Raw genomic sequence first — 17256 nt, forward strand, 5'->3', positions numbered from 1 at the left:
TTCTCGCCAACCTCCCCTCTCAGATCAAAAAATTCATCCTGGATATGGGTTAACGTGACCCCAGATTCATTTTCCAGCGAGACAGCCCATGAACATGAGCCACACCGAACGCCTGATCCTGAGCAACCAGTACGAGATCCTGGCCAAACTCAATCCGGAAAAGGCGGCGTTTTACCAGCGTGCCAGCACCATAGTCGAGCGCGGCTACTGCCTGCAGATCCTCGAGCTGGAGAAGAGCTTCGGCCATCTGGATCTCGCCACCTGCCAGGAGGTGCTGGACACTCTGGAGCTGCACCATGCACTGGCCATCTCCTGGGGTAACCTGGATGCCAGCGCCCGGGCCGATGTCAACGAGAGCCGCCTTGCCTTCAACGGCTACAGCCGCAGCCAGGAGCGGGAACTGGCGGATTACGTCTGCTTCCTGCTGGAAGTGGACAAGCGCTTCCCCGAACTGCCCTGCCCCTGCGATGAGCTCTCCAGCGACATCGCCATGCGGGACAAGTACCAGCGCATGCTGGCGGTCTGGCGTCAGTGCCCCCGTCAGTACAAGCTCTCCATCCAGGAGATCAGCAAGGTGCTGGCCGCCTGAATGTGAAAAAGGCGCCTGAGGGCGCCTTTGTCGTCAGTCTGACTTCGGAAAGTCATTCGTAGAGGAAGGATTTGTCCAGCTGCTTGAAGGCGGCGTTGAGGGTATCGGCCAGCTCTTCGTAGCGGGGACGGGCCACCAGCTGACGTTGACCGCCCTGCTCGTTCATCTTGCCGTTTATCTCCCGATACCAGGTGGCGAGGGAGGGGGGCAGCCGGGTATCGGCGCGCTGGCCGAGCCAGTAGTACCCTTGCAGCGGCAGGCTGAGCAGGAAGAGCACGGACGCCATCACGGAGGGCCAGTAATGAAGCTCGCCAAACTGGAACTGCACCATGACGCTGAGCACCGCCAGTGCCGGGATCACCTTGAGGGCGAATTCGGTGGCCTTGATCACCCGATTCTCCGGGAACATGGAATTAAGCTCGGGACGGCGCGGCCAAAGAGTCATATAATGACGGCCTTGCTGTAATTTAGTTCCAAAAATGTTCATGCTCATGCTACCTCCGAGCTCTTTTCGAACGCATTAACGGCAAAACCTCGACAATATTTGAGAGGCAATAACAAAGGTTGAGGATGACTTTGTTATTTTTCAACAATCAGGTTATCCTTTGTACGCCCATTTTTACGCAGGGGCACGGCCACTGACCAGTCAGGGACGTCTGAATTTCGGGTCTTGTATCACTATACAAGGGGCAAGCAACAGATTGCCAACCCTCATAAGGATAAGTTGATAGTTTTTGGACGCACCGCGTCCGGCGCATCCTCCAACCCAACCCAATCTGCGATAGGATTTATTCATGAGTAAGCTGGTTCTTGTTCTTAACTGTGGCAGCTCGTCCCTGAAGTTTGCTGTCATTGACGCAACCACCGGTGATGACCTGCTGTCCGGCCTGGCCGAATGCTTCAACCTCGACGACGCCCGCATCAAGTGGAAGCTGAACGGCGAGAAAGGCAACGCTGATCTGGGTGCCGGTGCCGCTCACCAGGAAGCGCTGGACTTCATCGTTCACAAGATCCTGCCGCTCAACCCGGAACTGTCCAAGAACCTGATCGCCATCGGCCACCGCGTGGTACACGGCGGCGAGCGTTTCACCTCCTCCGTTCGCATCTGTGATGACGTCATTGCCGGCATCGAAGCCGCCATTCCTTACGCACCGCTGCACAACCCGGCTCACCTGATCGGTATCCGTGCCGCCCTGAAGGTCTTCCCGGAACTGGCCGAGAAGAACATCGCCGTGTTCGATACCGCCTTCCACCAGACCATGCCGGAAGAAGCCTTCCTGTACGCCCTGCCGTACAAGCTCTACAAAGAGAACGGCATCCGTCGCTACGGCGCCCACGGCACCAGCCACTACTACATCAGCCTGGAAGCGGCCAAGCAGCTGAACAAGCCGGTGGAAGAGCTCAACATCATCAACTGCCACCTGGGCAACGGCGGCTCCGTCTGCGCCATCAAGAACGGCCAGTCCGTCGACACCTCCATGGGCCTGACCCCGCTGGAAGGCCTGGTGATGGGTACCCGTTCCGGTGACATCGATCCGGCTATCATCTTCTTCCTGCACGACAAGTTGGGCATGAGCGTTGCCGAGATCAACACCATGCTGACCAAGGAATCCGGCCTGCAGGGTCTGACCGAAGTCACCTCCGACTGCCGTTTCGTTGAAGACAACTACGACAGCAAGGAAGAAGCCAAGCGCGCCATGGACGTGTACTGCTACCGTCTGGCCAAGTACATCGGTGCCTACGCCGCCGCCATGGACGGTCGTCTGGATGCTGTGGTCTTCACCGGCGGCATCGGCGAGAACTCCGCCCCGATCCGTGAGATCACCCTGAACAAGCTGGGCCTGCTGGGCTTTGACGTCGACCACGACGCCAACCTGAAGGCTCGCTTCGGCAAGGGCGGCGAGATCACCAAGGCTGGTTCTACCAAGGCCCTGGTTATCCCGACCAACGAAGAGTGGGTCATCGCCCACGACGCGCTGGAACTGGTCGGCGCATAAATTAGCTGTAGAGCAAGGCCGCCCCAGGGCGGCCTTTTCCTGATCCCAAAAAATGAACAAGGGGTAATAAGTGGCACGCACTATTATGCTCATCCCGGTCGGCACTGGTGTCGGCGTAACCTCCGTGAGTCTTGGCGTCGTTCGCGCCATGGAACGTCACGGTGTCAATGTCAGCTTCTTCAAACCGGTCGCCCAGCCGCGTCCGGGTGAAACCGGTACCGAGCGCTCCACCGCCGTGATCCGCGCCGCTGCCAACATCAACCCGCCCGAGCCGTTCGCCCTCTCCTACGCCGAGAACATGATCACCTCCAGCAACACCGACATCCTGCTGGAAGAGATCGTGGCCCGCTTCGAAGAGCACGTGAAGACCAGCGGTGCCGAAGTGGTGGTGATCGAGGGCCTGGTTCCGACCGACAAGCAACCCTTTGCCAACAAGCTGAACTACGACGTCGCCAAGGCGCTGGACGCCGACATGGTGTTCGTAACCCATCCGGGCAACGACTCCAGCCAGAAGCTCAAAGAGCGCATCGAGCTGGCCTGCTCCAACTTCGGTGGCGTCAACAACCCGCGCATCGTGGGCTGCGTCATCAACAAGGTGGGTGCCCCGGTTGACGAGCACGGCGTGACCCGTCCCGACCTGACCGAGATGTTCGAAGCGCACCACCACGGCGCCGATACCGGCCACAACCTGGAAGTGCTGCAGGTCTTCGGCAAGAGTCCGCTGCGCATCCTCGGCTGCATCCCCTGGAACACCCAGCTGATCGCACCGCGCGCCAAGGATCTCGCCAAGCACCTGGCCGCCAAGATCATCAACAAGGGTGAGCTGGAAAGCCGCCGCCTGCAGACCGTGACCTTCTGCGCCCGCTCAATCCACAACATGATCGAGCACTTCCGTCCGGGCAGCCTGCTGGTGACCTCCGGCGACCGCTCCGACGTCATCGTCTCCGCCTGCCTCTCCGCCATGAACGGCGTCAAGCTGGGTGCCCTGCTGCTGACCGGCAACTACCACCCGGAACCGCAGGTGATGGCACTGTGCCAACAGGCCATGGCCACCGGTCTGCCGATCATGATCACCGGCACCAACACCTGGCAGACCGCCGTCAGCCTGCAGAACTTCAACGTCGACATCCCGGAAGATGACCGCGAGCGTATCGAGCTGGTGCAGGACTACGTTGCTGGTCACATCGACAAGCACTGGATCGAGTCTCTCTCCGCCAAGTCCACCCGTTCCCGTCGCCTGAGCCCGCCGGCTTTCCGCTACCAGCTGACCGAGCTGGCCCGTCAGGCCAACAAGCGCGTCGTGCTGCCGGAAGGGGAAGAGCCGCGGACCATCAAGGCGGCCGCCATCTGTGCCGAGCGCGGTATCGCCCGTCCGGTGCTGCTGGGCAACCCGGACGAGATCCGCCGCGTCGCTGAGCAGCAGGGCGTGATCCTGACCGACCGCGTCGAGATCATCGATCCCGTTGCCGTACGCGAGCGCTATGTGGCTCGTCTGGTCGAGCTGCGCAAGAACAAGGGCATGACCGAAGTGGTTGCCCGCGAGCAGCTGGAAGACAACGTGGTACTGGGTACCATGATGCTGGAGCGCAATGAAGTTGACGGTCTGGTATCCGGCGCCGTGCACACCACTGCCAACACCATCCGTCCGCCGATGCAGATCATCAAGACCGCCCCGGGCTCTTCCCTGATCTCCTCCATCTTCTTCATGCTGCTGCCGGACCAAGTGTTGGTCTACGGTGACTGCGCCATCAACCCGGATCCCACCGCCGAGCAACTGGCCGAGATCGCCATCCAGTCCGCCGACTCCGCTGCCGCCTTCGGCATCGAGCCGCGCGTGGCCATGATCTCCTACTCCACCGGCACCTCCGGCGCCGGCGCCGATGTAGAGAAAGTGCGTGAAGCCACCGAGCTGGCCAAGGCCAAGCGTCCCGACCTCATCATCGACGGCCCGCTTCAGTACGATGCGGCCATCATGGAGAACGTCGCCAAGTCCAAGGCACCGAACTCCCCGGTTGCCGGCAAGGCCACCGTGTTCGTCTTCCCGGATCTCAACACCGGCAACACCACCTACAAGGCGGTACAGCGCTCCGCCGAGCTGGTCTCCATCGGCCCCATGCTGCAAGGCATGCGCAAGCCGGTCAACGACCTCTCCCGTGGCGCCCTGGTGGACGACATCGTCTACACCATCGCCCTGACCGGCATCCAGGCAGCCCAGACCGAGTAATCGACCCGCAGTCCGATGCAATGAAAAACCCGCCGAGAGGCGGGTTTTTTTATGGCTCGCGCCCAGAAATGTTGATCCGCAAGATCAGATCGGGATCCCGTCCGGATCCACGGACAGATCCGCGTTCCGCCCTTGGCAAGGCACGAGGGATAAGCAAACGCTCACACCCTCGCCAGGGGATTGCACAAATGCGATCCAGCCAGGATCAAATTGAAATATCCCTTTAAGATCATGCGACTAACGCCAGACACACCGCTAATCTACAGAGTTTTCCACAGCTTTTGTGGATAGTTTACCGATCATTTGAAAGAAAATGACAGGTGAAGACCTTCCCTTCCCCCTTCTCTTTCACCCCCTCGATCGCCCCCTGATGCTGTGGACTGCATCCCTACCGGCGCCCCCACTTGCCCGCAACGCTGCCAGACACGAAAAAGGGCTCCGAAGAGCCCTTGAACAGCAATTTTCTCATCCGGCCACATCAGGGACGCAGGGATTTGTCCGCCCGGGAGATGCCACAGACACCGGAGCGCACCACTTCGATGATCTCGTTGGTCTGGGCAGCCGTCTTGATGAAGGCGTCCAGCTTTTCGCTGGTCCCGACGAGCTGCACCGTGTAGAGCTCGGGGGTGACGTCGACGATCTGGCCACGGAAGATGTCCGCCAGCCGCTTCAGTTCGTCACGGGCACCACCGGCGGCGCGCGCCTTGACCAGCGCGATCTCCCGCTCGATGTGCTCACCCTCGCTCAGGTCACACACCTTGAGCACGTCCACCAGCTTGTGCAGCTGCTTCTGGATCTGCTCCAGCACCCGCTCATCCCCCATGGTGACGATAGTCATGCGGGACAGGGTGGGATCCTCGGTAGGGGCCACCGTCAGGGTCTCGATGTTGTAGCCGCGCTGGGAGAAGAGGCCCACCACACGGCTCAGGGCACCGGATTCGTTCTCCAGCAGAACGGAAATTATATGTCTCATCAGGTTCTCTCCGTCTTGCTCAGCCACATCTCGTCCATGGCGCCAAATTTGATCTGCATCGGATAGACGTGCTCGTCCGGATCGACCGAGATGTCCATGAACACCAGTCTGTCCTTCATGGCAAAGGCCTTCTCCATGGCGCTCTCCAGCTCCGCCGGATCGCTCACCGCGATGCCGACGTGGCCATAGGCTTCCGCCAGCTTGACGAAGTCAGGCAGGGATTCCATGTAGGAGTGGCTGTGGCGGCCACCGTAGAACATCTTCTGCCACTGCTTGACCATGCCCAGCGCACGGTTGTTGATGGAGATGATCTTGATGGGCACCCCGTACTGCATGCAGGTAGAGAGCTCCTGGATGTTCATCTGCACCGAGCCGTCGCCGGTGACGCAGCAGACCACGGCTTCCGGGTTGGCAAACTGGGCCCCCATGGCGGCGGGAATGCCAAAGCCCATGGTGCCGAGACCGCCGGAGTTGATCCACTGGCGCGGTTTGGCAAACGGGTAGTAGAGGGCGGCAAACATCTGGTGCTGACCCACGTCGGAGGCGACGAACGCCTCCCCCTTGGTCACCTTGTAGAGAGTCTCGATGACCTGCTGCGGCTTGATCAGGGTGGGATGGGTCTCGTAGGCCAGGCAGTTGCGGGAGCGCCACTGGTTGATCTGCTCCCACCAGTCCGCCAGCGCCTGCTTGTCGTTGTCAAAGCCGCACTCGCGGATCACTTCCAGCATCTGTTCCAGCACGGTTTCCACCGAGCCGACGATGGGCACATGGGCCTGTACCGTCTTGGAGATGGAGGTGGGGTCGATGTCGATGTGGACTATGGTGGCGTTGGGGCAGAACTTGGCTACGTTGTTGGTCACGCGATCATCGAAGCGGGCACCCACTGCGAAGATGAGATCCGCGTTGTGCATGCTCTTGTTCGCTTCGAAGGTACCGTGCATCCCCAACATACCGATAAACTGCGGATGGGTGCCGGAGAAGGCGCCCAGCCCCATGAGCGTGGTAGTCACCGGCAGGTTCAGCAGCTCCGCCAGCTTGGTCACCAGGTGATCCGCATTGGCGTTGATGGCGCCGCCACCCACGTACATGACTGGGCGGCTCGCCTCGGTCAGCAGCTTGGCAGCCCGCTTGATCTGGCCCTTGTGTCCGGCCTTGGTCGGATTGTAGGAGCGCAGGGAAACGGACTCGGGATACTGATAGGGGAACTTCTCTTTCGGATTCTGCACGTCTTTGGGCAGATCCACCACCACGGGCCCCGGGCGGCCACTGGCGGCAATGTAATAGGCCTTCTTGATGGCCTCGGGAATGTCGCTTGCTTTCTTGCACAGGAAGCTGTGCTTCACCACCGGGCGGGAGATGCCGATCATGTCGGTCTCCTGGAACGCATCCTCCCCGATCATGCTGGTCGGCACCTGGCCGGACAGGATCACCAGGGGAATGGAATCCATGTAGGCGGTGGCGATCCCCGTGATGCAGTTGGTGGCGCCGGGACCCGAGGTCACCAGCACAGTGCCCACCTTGCCGGTGGAGCGGGCGTAACCGTCCGCCATGTGCACTGCGGCCTGCTCATGCCGCACCAGGACATGCTCCATCTTGCCGTTTTCGAAGAGAGCGTCATAGATGTCGAGCACTGAGCCACCAGGGTAGCCGAAAACGTGTTCCACTCCCTGATCTTCCAGCGCTCTAACCACCATCTGGGCGCCTGATAACATCTCCATGATAAAGCCCTCCAGGCTTTGCTCCGTTAAGCGAAAGCTATCGACAGTCCGCTGCTTCCCGGCAGCGCCGATCCGAGTCTTGTTGTTGTCTGCAGGCAGATCAGGCGAGTTCGGAGCCGTCGATAGTAGAAAAATAGGGGTTTTCCATCATTCACCCGAAAAGCGGGTGAAAAACCAACTTAACCCGCCCGTGAACGCTTGTCCACGGCTTTGTCTGGCCATAACAGTCATAAATTTCAAACAGCTATTAACATTCAGTGACTTGGCCACCAGACGGGCAACAAAGAGGGGCCCTGGGGGGAACAACCAGCGGATCATGCTGCCCGCGTCGGTCAGGAACAAAATAAACGGCCCACCCCGAGGGGGTGGGCCGTCAAAAACTGGCTGGTTTCACTGCTCGTCTTCGGGTTCTGCCAGCCAGATCTGCTGATCCGGATCCGTCTCTTCGCAGACCGAAATGCTGACACCCATGTCGAGCAGCTCATGCAGGGTGAGATTGTCTGCCAGAGTCATGGTGTCGCCGTTTTCATTGGTAAAGCGCATGGTGTCCGTCCTCTCCGTGGTGGGATCGACTCAGTTTAGTCAAAGGCGCTGAGTTGGGATAACCAGGGACGCTCCTGGCCGGTGCGGCTGGCAAGCTCCCCCAGGCTGTCACACACCTCCTCCGGAAAGAGAGTCCTGCCCCAGAGGCGGCGGGAGAGCGCCCCCACCTCCTCCCCGGCCCCGGCCAGCAACCAGTCGGCCAGCTCTCCTGCCACATCGGGATAGCGTACCCTGCCAGGAGAAGGGGCCTCCAGCCAGCTTCGCACCGCATTGGCATCCAGGCTGTCCATCAACTGGGCCAGCCCCATCAGTTCCAGGGTCCTGCCGTTGGTCAACTGCTCGAACTGGCCACCCAGGGGTTTGACCAGCAGCTTCTTGCCAAGGGAGAGCGCCTCGGAGGCAAGCTCGAATCCCGCATTGCTGATGACCCCGCGACAACCGGCCAGCGCCAGCTTGAACCCCTCTCTGGCCTGAGGTTCAAAGCGGATGTTGCGCCACTCGCTGCGCTTGCGCACCTCGGGATGGAAGCAGATGAACGACTGCGTGCTGAAACGCGACAACAGGGCCGCGATCGTCTCTGTCTGCTCGAATGGCAGATAGACCAGGATCTGCTGGTTGTCCGGCACCGGCTCAAGGGGATCGACGATGGGAGGCAGCAGGGGCTGGCCGAAATGGAACCAGTGCAGCCCCAGGGACTGGCGTACCGGCGCAAAATGGCGCATCAGCTGACGGTTGAAGCCGCTCTCCCCCCAGCGCGGGATCGGCCAGTCGAAGCTCGCCTGATGGCTGATGGTGAGGCTGGGTTTGCCCCAGCGGCGAGCTGCATGGGCACTGAGCGGCTCGAAGTCGCTGATGACCAGATCGTACTCGCGACAATCGAGGGCACGCAGATCTTGCCAGAAACGCAGGGGAGAGAGTCCCTTGAGGGTGCGCCAGCCCGAGATGCGCCCCTGATGGCTGGCGAAAGTGATACCGGGGAAGGTGCGATAATCCCCGAACTCCCCCATCTCGAAGTAGCCGTCGGCGGCGCGCCCGCTGAACAGATAGTCCACCGCCACGCCCCTGCTCTTCAATGCGCGCGCCAGGGTCCGGCTACGACTGATGTGGCCGTTGCCGGTCCCCTGAACGCCGAACAGTATCCTCATCCCTGGCTCCAACCCAGCGCCCAGAGGGCGCAACCACCGCCAAGCAGCGCCCCGGCCACCAGATCACTCAGATAATGTACCCCGAGCAGCAGGCGGGACGCCCCCACCAGCGCGGCCCAGACAAACAGCAGCGGTGCCCAGAGCGGGAAACTGGCGGCCACTACGGTCGCCATCAGAAAGGCGGCCGCAGTATGGCCAGAGGGCAGGCTGTAACGATCCGACGGGGTGATGAAGACAGGCAGCCCTGCCGGGCGCTGGCGTTTGAGGGCATTCTTGAGCTGCAGGTAGAGCGGCAACTCGAGGGCAAACGCCCAGAGCGCCACCCTGACCGCCTCCTGCCCGGCGCTCCCCTGCCACCAGAGCAGGCAGGCCGCCACGGCATAGAGGGGGCCGTCACCGGTACGGGAGACAAGCCGGCTTATCCTGGCCTGCGGCTGATTGTAGGGGTGGAGCAGGCAGACACGGCACACCCGCAGGTCCCATTGCTGGATCTTGTTCATCACGGCCCTCCCTTGCATCCTGAGTGCAGGCTAGGAGGGCGGCATGACACTTCGTTGACGCCCAGATAACAGATTGATGAAAAAAAGGGCCCAGGGGCCCTTTTTCATCCGTCATCCCGAAAAAGTCAGTTCAGGGCACCGCGCAGGCCGTTTTCCATCAGGCGGCAGTTGTGGGCCGCGAGGCGGCTCATGAAGTGCTCGTCCACCGTCAGACCAAACACCTGTTCGTAGAGATCCTTCATCACGAACGGCTGCCACATCATGCTGAGGAAGGAGATCTTCAGCATCTCGGGGTCCAGGTTGTCCGCCAGCTGGCCGTTGGAACGCATGGATTCGAGCAGGGCATCGAACTGGGGAAGTTGGCGATCCAGCAGGCGGCTCAGAACAAAATCACGCCCCGGGCTCTTTTCAGTGGACAATGCGCTGGAGATGGCGGAGGTCAGCTCGCTGTTGGGCGCCATCACCTGATAGTAGGTATTGAGCAGATCGGTCAGGCTGCGGTTGCTGCTCTCGTCGTGCCAGGCTTGCTCGAGGGGCTCGGCCACATCCCCCAGCACCGCCTTGTAGAGGCCTTCCTTGCTGCCGAAGTAGTAGTGGATCATCGCCAGATTGGAGCCTGCCAGCTCGGCAATCTCGCGGGTCGTCACCTTGCTGTAGGGGGTGTTGAGAAAACGTTCGCGTGCGGCGGCAAGCAGCTTGTCACGAATGTCGGAACGTCCGACTGGACGGCCAGGTCTGCGTTTTTCCATGGAATACCTCAGATAATTCAGCAAGGGCTGATAAGTCGATCTGATTGTGCGGGTGATCGAGTACAGCAGGAATGACCAGATAATCAGGCATGAACCGAATATGGGACAAGAGAATTTGCACTCCTTTACAATCCGATTAAATAAACCAGTGGATTGAACCTGTCCATTCCGGTTGACACAGCATAAAAATCTCGTTATTGGTAGTAGCGTTATCGACTGGAAGGATTGAGACATCATGCGTATTGCCGCTCCGCTACTACTGCTCTCCCTAATCGCGACTCCTCGCGCGGGATCCTTGTAGCCGGGCTAAGGCATAGCCGGAATTTACAGAAACCCGTGCACCCCGCACGGGTTTTTTTATGCCATGCAGGATGCACGCAGCGAACTTAGGAAGAGGGAAGTCACATGTCAGATCGGGTCATCATATTCGACACCACCTTGCGTGATGGTGAGCAGGCGCTGTCGGCCAGCTTGACGGTCAAGGAGAAGCTGCAGATCGCCCAGGCGCTGGAGCGGCTCGGTGTCGATATCATGGAAGTGGGTTTCCCCGTCTCCTCCCCCGGCGATTTTCAATCGGTTCAGACCATCGCCCGTCACATCAAGAACAGCCGGGTCTGCGCCCTGGCTCGCGCCCTGCAAAAAGACATCGATGCCGCCGGCGAAGCCTTGAAAGTGGCAGAGGCATTTCGCATCCATACCTTCATCTCCACCTCCTCCATCCACGTGGAGAGCAAGCTGAAAAAGAGCTTCGAAGACGTGCTGGAGATGGGGGTCGGCGCCATCAAGCACGCCTTGCGCTACACCGATGACGTGGAGTTCTCCTGCGAGGATGCGGGCCGCACCCCGATAGACAACCTGTGCCGCATGGTGGAAGCCGCCATCAAGGCCGGCGCCCGCACCATCAACATTCCTGACACCGTGGGCTACACGGTGCCGACCGAATTCTCCGGCATCATCCACACCCTGTTCAACCGGGTACCCAACATCGACAAGGCCATCATCTCGGTGCACTGCCACGACGATCTGGGCCTCTCGGTGGCCAACTCCATCAGTGCCGTGCAGATGGGGGCCCGCCAGATCGAGTGCACCATCAACGGCATCGGCGAGCGTGCTGGCAACTGCTCTCTGGAAGAGGTCGCGATGATCCTGAAGACCCGCGCCGACCTGCTCGGGGTACACACCAACATTCGCCACAGCGAGATCCATCGCACCAGCACCCTCGTCAGTCAAATCTGCAACATGCCGGTGCAGCCCAACAAGGCCATCGTCGGCGCCAACGCCTTCTCCCACAGCTCAGGCATCCATCAGGACGGCGTGCTCAAGGCGAAGAACACCTATGAAATCATCACCCCCGAGAGCATCGGTCTCACCCAGAACAACCTCAACATGACCTCCCGCTCCGGCCGCCACGTCATCAAGCACCGGATGGAGTCCATGGGCTACGCCGAGAGCAGCTACGACCTCGACGATCTCTACGCCAAGTTCCTCACCCTGGCCGACAAGAAGGGCCAGGTGTTCGACTACGACCTGGAGGCTCTCGCCTTCTTCAGCCAGATCCACGAGGAGCCCGAGCACTTCAAGCTGGAGTACCTCGGCGTGCAGAGCGGCAGCTCGGTGCTCGCCACCGCCTCGGTCAAGCTCAAGGTAGGCCAGGATCTGGTGTGCGAGGCCGCCACCGGCAACGGCCCTGTGGACGCGGTCTACCAGTGCATCAACCGCATCACCGGCTACGAGATCCGCATCGACAAATACGAACTCAAGGGCAAGGGCGAGGGCAAGAACGCCCTCGGCCAGGTGGACATCGTCGCCGAATACAAGGGGCGCAAGTTCCACGGCATGGGGCTGGCCACCGACATCATCGAATCCTCGGCCCAGGCCCTGGTCCACGTGATCAACAGTATCTGGCGCGCGGATCAGGTGGCCGAGCAGATGGAGCGCAACCACACCATCAAATCGGAAACCGTCTGAGCCCGCCGCCGGACAAGATGACAGCATGACATGGGGAGGACCGGGGCCAGGGCAGTGGCCCGGACCGGCCTCCCGGATGAAACGGAATCACACTATCAAGACGGAGAGAGTATGAGCAGTTATCGGATCGCAGTATTGCCGGGTGACGGCATTGGCCCGGAAGTGATGGCAGAGGCCATCAAGGTACTGGAAAAGGTGCAGACCAAATTCGGCTTCTCCCTCGACTATGACCGTCACGACGTCGGCGGCATCGCCATCGACAACCACGGCACACCGCTGCCCCAGAGCACGATCAAAGGCTGCGAAGCGGCCGATGCGGTGCTGTTCGGATCGGTGGGTGGCCCCAAGTGGGAGCACCTGCCGCCCAACGATCAGCCGGAGCGCGGTGCCCTGCTGCCCCTGCGTGCCCACTTCAAACTGTTCTGCAACCTGCGCCCGGCCCGCATCTACACCGGTCTGGAGCAGTTCTCCCCGCTGCGTGCCGACATCTCCGATCGCGGTTTTGACATCGCCTGCGTGCGCGAGCTGACCGGCGGCATCTATTTCGGCCAGCCCAAGGGGCGTGAAGGGGAAGGCGCCACCGAGAAGGCCTTCGACACCGAGGTGTACCACCGCTTCGAGATCGAGCGCATCGCCAAGATCGCCTTTGAATCGGCCCGGGTGCGCAAGGCCAGGGTCACCTCCATCGACAAGGCCAACGTGCTCGCCTCCTCCATCCTGTGGCGCGAGGTGGTGACCGAGGTCGCCAAGTCCTACCCGGACGTGGCCCTGAACCACATGTACATCGACAACGCCACCATGCAGCTCATCAAGGATCCGTCCCAGTTCGACGTGCTGCTCTGCTCCAACCTGTTCGGTGACATCCTCTCCGACGAGTGCGCCATGATCACTGGCTCCATGGGCCTGCTCCCCTCCGCCAGCCTCAACGAATCCGGCTTCGGTCTGTTCGAGCCGGCCGGTGGCTCGGCCCCGGATATCGCCGGCAAGGGGATTGCGAATCCCATCGCCCAGATCCTCTCCGCCGCCCTGATGCTGCGTTACAGTCTCGGCCAGGAAGCCGCCGCCCAGGCCATAGAGCAGGCTGTGGCCCAGACCCTGGCAGAAGGCTATTTCACCGCCGACCTGCATCAGGCCAGCGCCACACACCCGGTGCAGAGCACGGCCGACATGGGCAGCCAGATCGCCGCGCGCATCTGATCCCACGGCATCGATAACAAGGAAACCGAGCAATGTCCAAGACCCTCTATCAGAAAGTGTTCGACGCACACGTGGTGCGGGAAGTGGAAGGGGAAACCCCTCTCATCTACATCGACCGTCACCTGGTGCATGAAGTGACCAGCCCCCAGGCATTCGACGGCCTGCGCGCCATGAACCGCCAGCTGCGTCGCCCGGATCTGACCTGGGCCACCATGGATCACAACGTCTCCACCACCACCAAGGACATCGCCGCCTCCGGCGAGATGGCCCGCATCCAGATGGAGACGCTCGCCGCCAACTGCAAGGCGTTCGGGGTTCGTCTCTATGACTTGAACCACAAGTACCAGGGCATCGTCCACGTGATGGGCCCCGAGCTCGGCATCACATTGCCCGGCACCACCATCGTCTGCGGTGACTCACACACCGCCACCCACGGTGCCTTCGGGTCGCTCGCATTCGGTATCGGCACCTCCGAAGTGGAACACGTAATGGCCACCCAGACCCTGAAACAGGGCCGCGCCAGGACCATGCGTATCTCTGTCAACGGCAAGCTGGCCGCAGGCATCAGCGCCAAAGACGTGGTGCTCGCCATCATCGGCAAGGTAGGTCACGCAGGCGGGACCGGCTACGTGGTGGAGTTCGCCGGTGAAGCCATCGAGGGGCTCACCATGGAAGGGCGCATGACGGTGTGCAACATGGCCATCGAGCTCGGCGCCAAAGCGGGCATGATTGCCCCCGACCAGACCACCATCGACTACATCCGTGGCAAGGAGTTCGCTCCCAAGGGGGAGGCGCTGGAACAGGCCATCGCCTACTGGCTGACCCTCAAGAGCGACGAAGGTGCCCACTTCGACGCCGAAGTGGTGCTCGACGCCGCCGACATCGCCCCGCAAGTGACCTGGGGAACCAACCCGGGCCAGGTGATTGCCGTCAATGAGCCCATCCCTGCACCGGAATCCTTCGCCGATCCGGTGGAGCAGCAGTCCGCCCGCAAGGCCCTCGCCTACATGGACCTGCAACCGGGCCAGAAGCTCTCCGACGTGGCCATCGACAAGGTGTTCATCGGTTCGTGCACCAACAGCCGCATCGAGGATCTGCGCGCGGCTGCCGCCATCGCCCGCGGTCGCAAGGTGGCCGCCGGGGTACAGGCCCTGGTGGTGCCGGGCTCCGAGCAGGTGAAGGCCCAGGCCGAGGCCGAGGGGCTGGACAAGATCTTCATCGAGGCAGGCTTTGAGTGGCGTTTGCCCGGCTGCTCCATGTGTCTGGCCATGAACAACGACCGGCTGCAACCGGGGGAGCGCTGCGCCTCCACCAGCAACCGCAACTTCGAGGGGCGTCAGGGTCGTGCCGGTCGCACCCACCTGGTGAGCCCGGCCATGGCCGCCGCCGCCGCCGTCACCGGCCGCTTCGCCGACATTCGCGCACTGTAAGAGGAAACAGCGATGACAGGATTCAAACAGCATAAAGGGATCGTCGTTCCCCTCGACAGCGCCAACGTCGACACCGACGCCATCATTCCCAAGCAGTTCCTGCAGAAGGTGAACCGCATCGGCTTTGGCAAGCACCTGTTCCACGACTGGCGCTTCCTGGACGATGCAGGCCAGCAGCCGAACCCGGCGTTCGTACTGAACCAGCCCCGCTACGCGGGGGCCAGCATCCTGTTGGCGCGGGAGAACTTCGGCTGCGGCTCGAGTCGCGAGCACGCCCCCTGGGCGCTGGCGGACTACGGCTTCAAGACCATGATCGCCCCGAGCTTTGCCGACATCTTCTACGGCAACGCCATCAACAACGGCATGGTGCCGGTTCGTCTGAAGGAGGAGGAGGTCGACGCCCTGTTCCAACTGGTCGCCGCCCAGCCGGGCATCGAGATCGAAGTGGATCTGGAGGCCAACCAGGTGCGTGCAGGCAGCCTCACGTTCGGCTTCGAAATCGACGAGTTCCGTCGCTACTGTCTGCTCAACGGGCTGGATGCCATCGGTCTGACCCTGCAGCACGAGGCCGCCATCAGCGCCTTCGAGGCGAAGCAGCCAAGCTGGATTTGACGAGCCTGCGACAAGAAAGCGAGTAGAATCAACAGGGAGCCGAGGCTCCCTGTTTTATTGTCGGGTCGCTGTACAAAGCCCGCCACCTCTGCATGTCCGACAGGAGACACCTATGTCCGCAAGGGGCGCCCTTTCATTGCTCTGCCTGCTGCTCAGCCTCCCGGCCCTGGGCGGACAGACCTCTTTCACCAACAGTGGCGGTCAGCTCAATGTCGGCTGGCAGGACAGAGAGGGCAAGGCGCAGCAGCTCAGCTACCGGCTGGAGGCGGGCAAGCTGCCCCCTCTCATCGCTTACCGTCCGGCCAGGATGCAGGAAGACGTACTGCAAAGCCTGCTGCAACAGGCCCCCCTGGCGTTCCCCGAGGTGCAGTTCTCCCTCGTTCGCCCCGCCATGAGCCTCAGCATCAAGAGCCGCAACGCCGACAAGGCGCGGGAAGCCTCCCAATGGGTCAAGCCCGAGCAGGCCAAACTGGAGGCCGCCTGGCTCACGCAGCACTACTTCCAGCCCTTCACTGCCCCCGACGGCGCTCCCGCCATCAAGCAGGATCATGTGCGCATCGCCCTGGAGAGCCGGGACGAACTAGCCCCGTTGATGGAGCAGCTCAAGCAGGAAGGGGCCACCGAGACCGAGGCGCGCCAGAAGACGGTGGCCCACATGCTCGACTTCATCCAGGCCATCCCCTATCAACTGCTCGACAGCCAGTCGGGCCGCTCTGGCAAGGGGTTTCTGAGCCCGCGCCAGGTGCTGGAGCAGAACCGGGGGGATTGCGACAGCAAGGTGACCCTGATGGCCGCCCTGCTGGCCCAGGGGTATCCCGATCTCAAGCAGGCCATGGTGTTCGTGCCGGGACATGCCCTGCTGGGGGTGGCCCTGCCAGCCAAACCGGGGGAGGCCACCTTGAGCCGGGCGGGGGAGACCTACCTCCTGATGGAGCCGACCGGCCCGGCACAGCTGCCCATGGGCCAGCTCGCGCCCACCAGCAAGACGCTGGTCGACAGCGGCCAGTTGAGCGTGCAGCCGGTGCAGGATGAGGGGAAATGAGACAGGCCAGCCCATGGCTGGCCTGTCTCGAGGAGGACGGGCGCCCGGGTCTCAGGTGAGGGAGAGAAACTCCAGCGCCAGCAGGAGACCGTCTTCTTCCTCCAGCACCCGCACGATGCGGGCCTGGGCCTCGAAGGGAGGCAGAAGATTGCTGCTGGTCGCCAGGCTCACCCGGATGGGCTGGGCCAGATCGAACGCGTGCTTGTTCACCTCGACGCCCATGCCGTTGGCGCTGAGATCCCGGCAGACCCCCTCCAGCACCTGCTGATGCTGGAACAGGGTGACGGGGGCATTGATGACCATGCGCTGGAAGGCACGTCTTTCCTTGGTGCTGGTGATCACTGGGGACTTCCTCCTTGGTGGTGGCTCGCACGATGCGGCCCGTGAAACATAGTGCTGGCCTCCCCCCAGGAACGCCAATACAATGCGATGCGTTGCTCAAACGGGGTGCGGTTTACCGCTGAGATTATACCCGTGAACCTGATCCAGATAATGCTGGCGGAGGAATTTGAGGCATGGCGCGCGTTTTTTGTGCCCTCATCCGCCGGCGCTCACCACACGCGAGGTGC

Annotated in this window: 16 protein-coding genes and 1 riboswitch; of the genes, 8 read left to right on the forward strand and 8 right to left on the reverse strand. The window is 61.6% G+C overall.

Annotated elements, in window-relative coordinates; translation table 11 throughout:
* The first annotated feature begins 88 nt into the window (after window positions 1-88).
* Entirely contained in the window at window positions 89-589 is a 501-nt protein-coding gene (locus C2U37_RS03110; protein WP_039040945.1) for a YfbU family protein, read from the forward strand.
* A 52-nt stretch (window positions 590-641) separates the two neighbouring features.
* Here C2U37_RS03110 and yfbV read toward each other — a convergent pair whose 3' ends face one another.
* Window positions 642-1082 carry a terminus macrodomain insulation protein YfbV gene (gene yfbV / locus C2U37_RS03115; protein WP_029313829.1) on the reverse strand — a complete coding sequence of 147 codons (441 nt, stop codon included), beginning with the start codon at window positions 1080-1082 and terminating at the stop codon, window positions 642-644.
* A gap of 301 nt (window positions 1083-1383) precedes the next feature.
* Between yfbV and C2U37_RS03120 the strand changes: the two genes are divergently transcribed.
* Window positions 1384-2586, forward strand: coding sequence for an acetate kinase (locus C2U37_RS03120; protein WP_104451799.1), 1203 nt, complete (start codon window positions 1384-1386; stop codon window positions 2584-2586).
* Window positions 2587-2656: 70 nt separating this feature from the next.
* Window positions 2657-4810, forward strand: a complete 2154-nt coding sequence (pta, locus tag C2U37_RS03125) for a phosphate acetyltransferase (protein WP_104451800.1) — start codon at window positions 2657-2659, stop codon at window positions 4808-4810.
* A gap of 478 nt (window positions 4811-5288) precedes the next feature.
* Here the strand turns inward: pta and ilvN are convergent, their stop codons facing one another.
* From ilvN to C2U37_RS03155, 6 genes are all read right to left on the reverse strand, one after another.
* Window positions 5289-5783: an acetolactate synthase small subunit gene (gene ilvN / locus C2U37_RS03130; RefSeq protein WP_010673160.1), complete on the reverse strand. Its 495-nt coding sequence runs from the start codon at window positions 5781-5783 to the stop codon at window positions 5289-5291.
* Entirely contained in the window at window positions 5783-7501 is a 1719-nt protein-coding gene (locus C2U37_RS03135) for an acetolactate synthase 3 large subunit (protein ID WP_010673159.1), read from the reverse strand. Before C2U37_RS03135 ends, ilvN begins: the two co-directional genes overlap by 1 nt.
* 390 nt (window positions 7502-7891) lie before the next feature.
* Window positions 7892-8044, reverse strand: coding sequence for a hypothetical protein (locus C2U37_RS03140; protein ID WP_010673158.1), 153 nt, complete (start codon window positions 8042-8044; stop codon window positions 7892-7894).
* A 35-nt stretch (window positions 8045-8079) separates the two neighbouring features.
* Window positions 8080-9189 (reverse strand): MJ1255/VC2487 family glycosyltransferase, encoded by a 1110-nt coding sequence (locus C2U37_RS03145; RefSeq protein WP_029313827.1) that lies wholly within the window; start codon window positions 9187-9189, stop codon window positions 8080-8082.
* Complete coding sequence (locus tag C2U37_RS03150) at window positions 9186-9689, reverse strand: phosphatase PAP2 family protein (RefSeq protein ID WP_104451801.1); 504 nt, start codon at window positions 9687-9689, stop codon at window positions 9186-9188. Before C2U37_RS03150 ends, C2U37_RS03145 begins: the two co-directional genes overlap by 4 nt.
* Window positions 9690-9814: 125 nt before the next feature.
* Window positions 9815-10438, reverse strand: a complete 624-nt coding sequence (locus tag C2U37_RS03155) for a TetR/AcrR family transcriptional regulator (RefSeq protein ID WP_010673155.1) — start codon at window positions 10436-10438, stop codon at window positions 9815-9817.
* A 405-nt stretch (window positions 10439-10843) separates the two neighbouring features.
* On the opposite strand from C2U37_RS03155, the gene leuA reads away from it, so the two are divergent.
* From leuA to C2U37_RS03180, 5 genes are all read left to right on the forward strand, one after another.
* Entirely contained in the window at window positions 10844-12406 is a 1563-nt protein-coding gene (gene leuA / locus C2U37_RS03160; RefSeq protein ID WP_010673154.1) for a 2-isopropylmalate synthase, read from the forward strand.
* Between the two features lie 111 nt (window positions 12407-12517).
* Window positions 12518-13603, forward strand: coding sequence for a 3-isopropylmalate dehydrogenase (gene leuB, locus C2U37_RS03165; RefSeq protein WP_041211114.1), 1086 nt, complete (start codon window positions 12518-12520; stop codon window positions 13601-13603).
* Window positions 13604-13635: 32 nt separating this feature from the next.
* Entirely contained in the window at window positions 13636-15033 is a 1398-nt protein-coding gene (gene leuC / locus C2U37_RS03170; protein ID WP_041211113.1) for a 3-isopropylmalate dehydratase large subunit, read from the forward strand.
* Window positions 15034-15045: 12 nt separating this feature from the next.
* Window positions 15046-15645, forward strand: coding sequence for a 3-isopropylmalate dehydratase small subunit (gene leuD / locus C2U37_RS03175; RefSeq protein WP_104451802.1), 600 nt, complete (start codon window positions 15046-15048; stop codon window positions 15643-15645).
* A 112-nt stretch (window positions 15646-15757) separates the two neighbouring features.
* Entirely contained in the window at window positions 15758-16687 is a 930-nt protein-coding gene (locus tag C2U37_RS03180) for a hypothetical protein (RefSeq protein ID WP_042016676.1), read from the forward strand.
* A gap of 51 nt (window positions 16688-16738) precedes the next feature.
* Here C2U37_RS03180 and C2U37_RS03185 read toward each other — a convergent pair whose 3' ends face one another.
* Window positions 16739-17029: a PilZ domain-containing protein gene (locus tag C2U37_RS03185; protein ID WP_039041182.1), complete on the reverse strand. Its 291-nt coding sequence runs from the start codon at window positions 17027-17029 to the stop codon at window positions 16739-16741.
* A 91-nt stretch (window positions 17030-17120) separates the two neighbouring features.
* A riboswitch (TPP riboswitch) is annotated at window positions 17121-17211 on the forward strand.
* The last annotated feature ends 45 nt before the right edge of the window (window positions 17212-17256 follow it).

The organism is Aeromonas sp. ASNIH1 (assembly GCF_002934285.1).
GTDB classification, from domain to species: Bacteria; Pseudomonadota; Gammaproteobacteria; order Enterobacterales; family Aeromonadaceae; genus Aeromonas; species Aeromonas caviae.

Excerpts from the sequence above, each read along its gene's own strand:
- leuD (WP_104451802.1), top strand. The coding sequence starts at position 15,046 with ATGACAGGATTCAAACAGCATAAAGGGATCGTCGTTCCCCTCGACAGC.
- C2U37_RS03150 (WP_104451801.1), bottom strand. The coding sequence starts at position 9,689 with ATGAACAAGATCCAGCAATGGGACCTGCGGGTGTGCCGTGTCTGCCTG.
- C2U37_RS03145 (WP_029313827.1), bottom strand. The coding sequence starts at position 9,189 with ATGAGGATACTGTTCGGCGTTCAGGGGACCGGCAACGGCCACATCAGT.
- C2U37_RS03180 (WP_042016676.1), top strand. The coding sequence starts at position 15,758 with ATGTCCGCAAGGGGCGCCCTTTCATTGCTCTGCCTGCTGCTCAGCCTC.
- yfbV (WP_029313829.1), bottom strand. The coding sequence starts at position 1,082 with ATGAGCATGAACATTTTTGGAACTAAATTACAGCAAGGCCGTCATTAT.
- ilvN (WP_010673160.1), bottom strand. The coding sequence starts at position 5,783 with ATGAGACATATAATTTCCGTTCTGCTGGAGAACGAATCCGGTGCCCTG.
- leuB (WP_041211114.1), top strand. The coding sequence starts at position 12,518 with ATGAGCAGTTATCGGATCGCAGTATTGCCGGGTGACGGCATTGGCCCG.
- leuA (WP_010673154.1), top strand. The coding sequence starts at position 10,844 with ATGTCAGATCGGGTCATCATATTCGACACCACCTTGCGTGATGGTGAG.
- C2U37_RS03135 (WP_010673159.1), bottom strand. The coding sequence starts at position 7,501 with ATGGAGATGTTATCAGGCGCCCAGATGGTGGTTAGAGCGCTGGAAGAT.
- leuC (WP_041211113.1), top strand. The coding sequence starts at position 13,636 with ATGTCCAAGACCCTCTATCAGAAAGTGTTCGACGCACACGTGGTGCGG.
- C2U37_RS03140 (WP_010673158.1), bottom strand. The coding sequence starts at position 8,044 with ATGCGCTTTACCAATGAAAACGGCGACACCATGACTCTGGCAGACAAT.
- C2U37_RS03155 (WP_010673155.1), bottom strand. The coding sequence starts at position 10,438 with ATGGAAAAACGCAGACCTGGCCGTCCAGTCGGACGTTCCGACATTCGT.
- C2U37_RS03120 (WP_104451799.1), top strand. The coding sequence starts at position 1,384 with ATGAGTAAGCTGGTTCTTGTTCTTAACTGTGGCAGCTCGTCCCTGAAG.
- C2U37_RS03110 (WP_039040945.1), top strand. The coding sequence starts at position 89 with ATGAACATGAGCCACACCGAACGCCTGATCCTGAGCAACCAGTACGAG.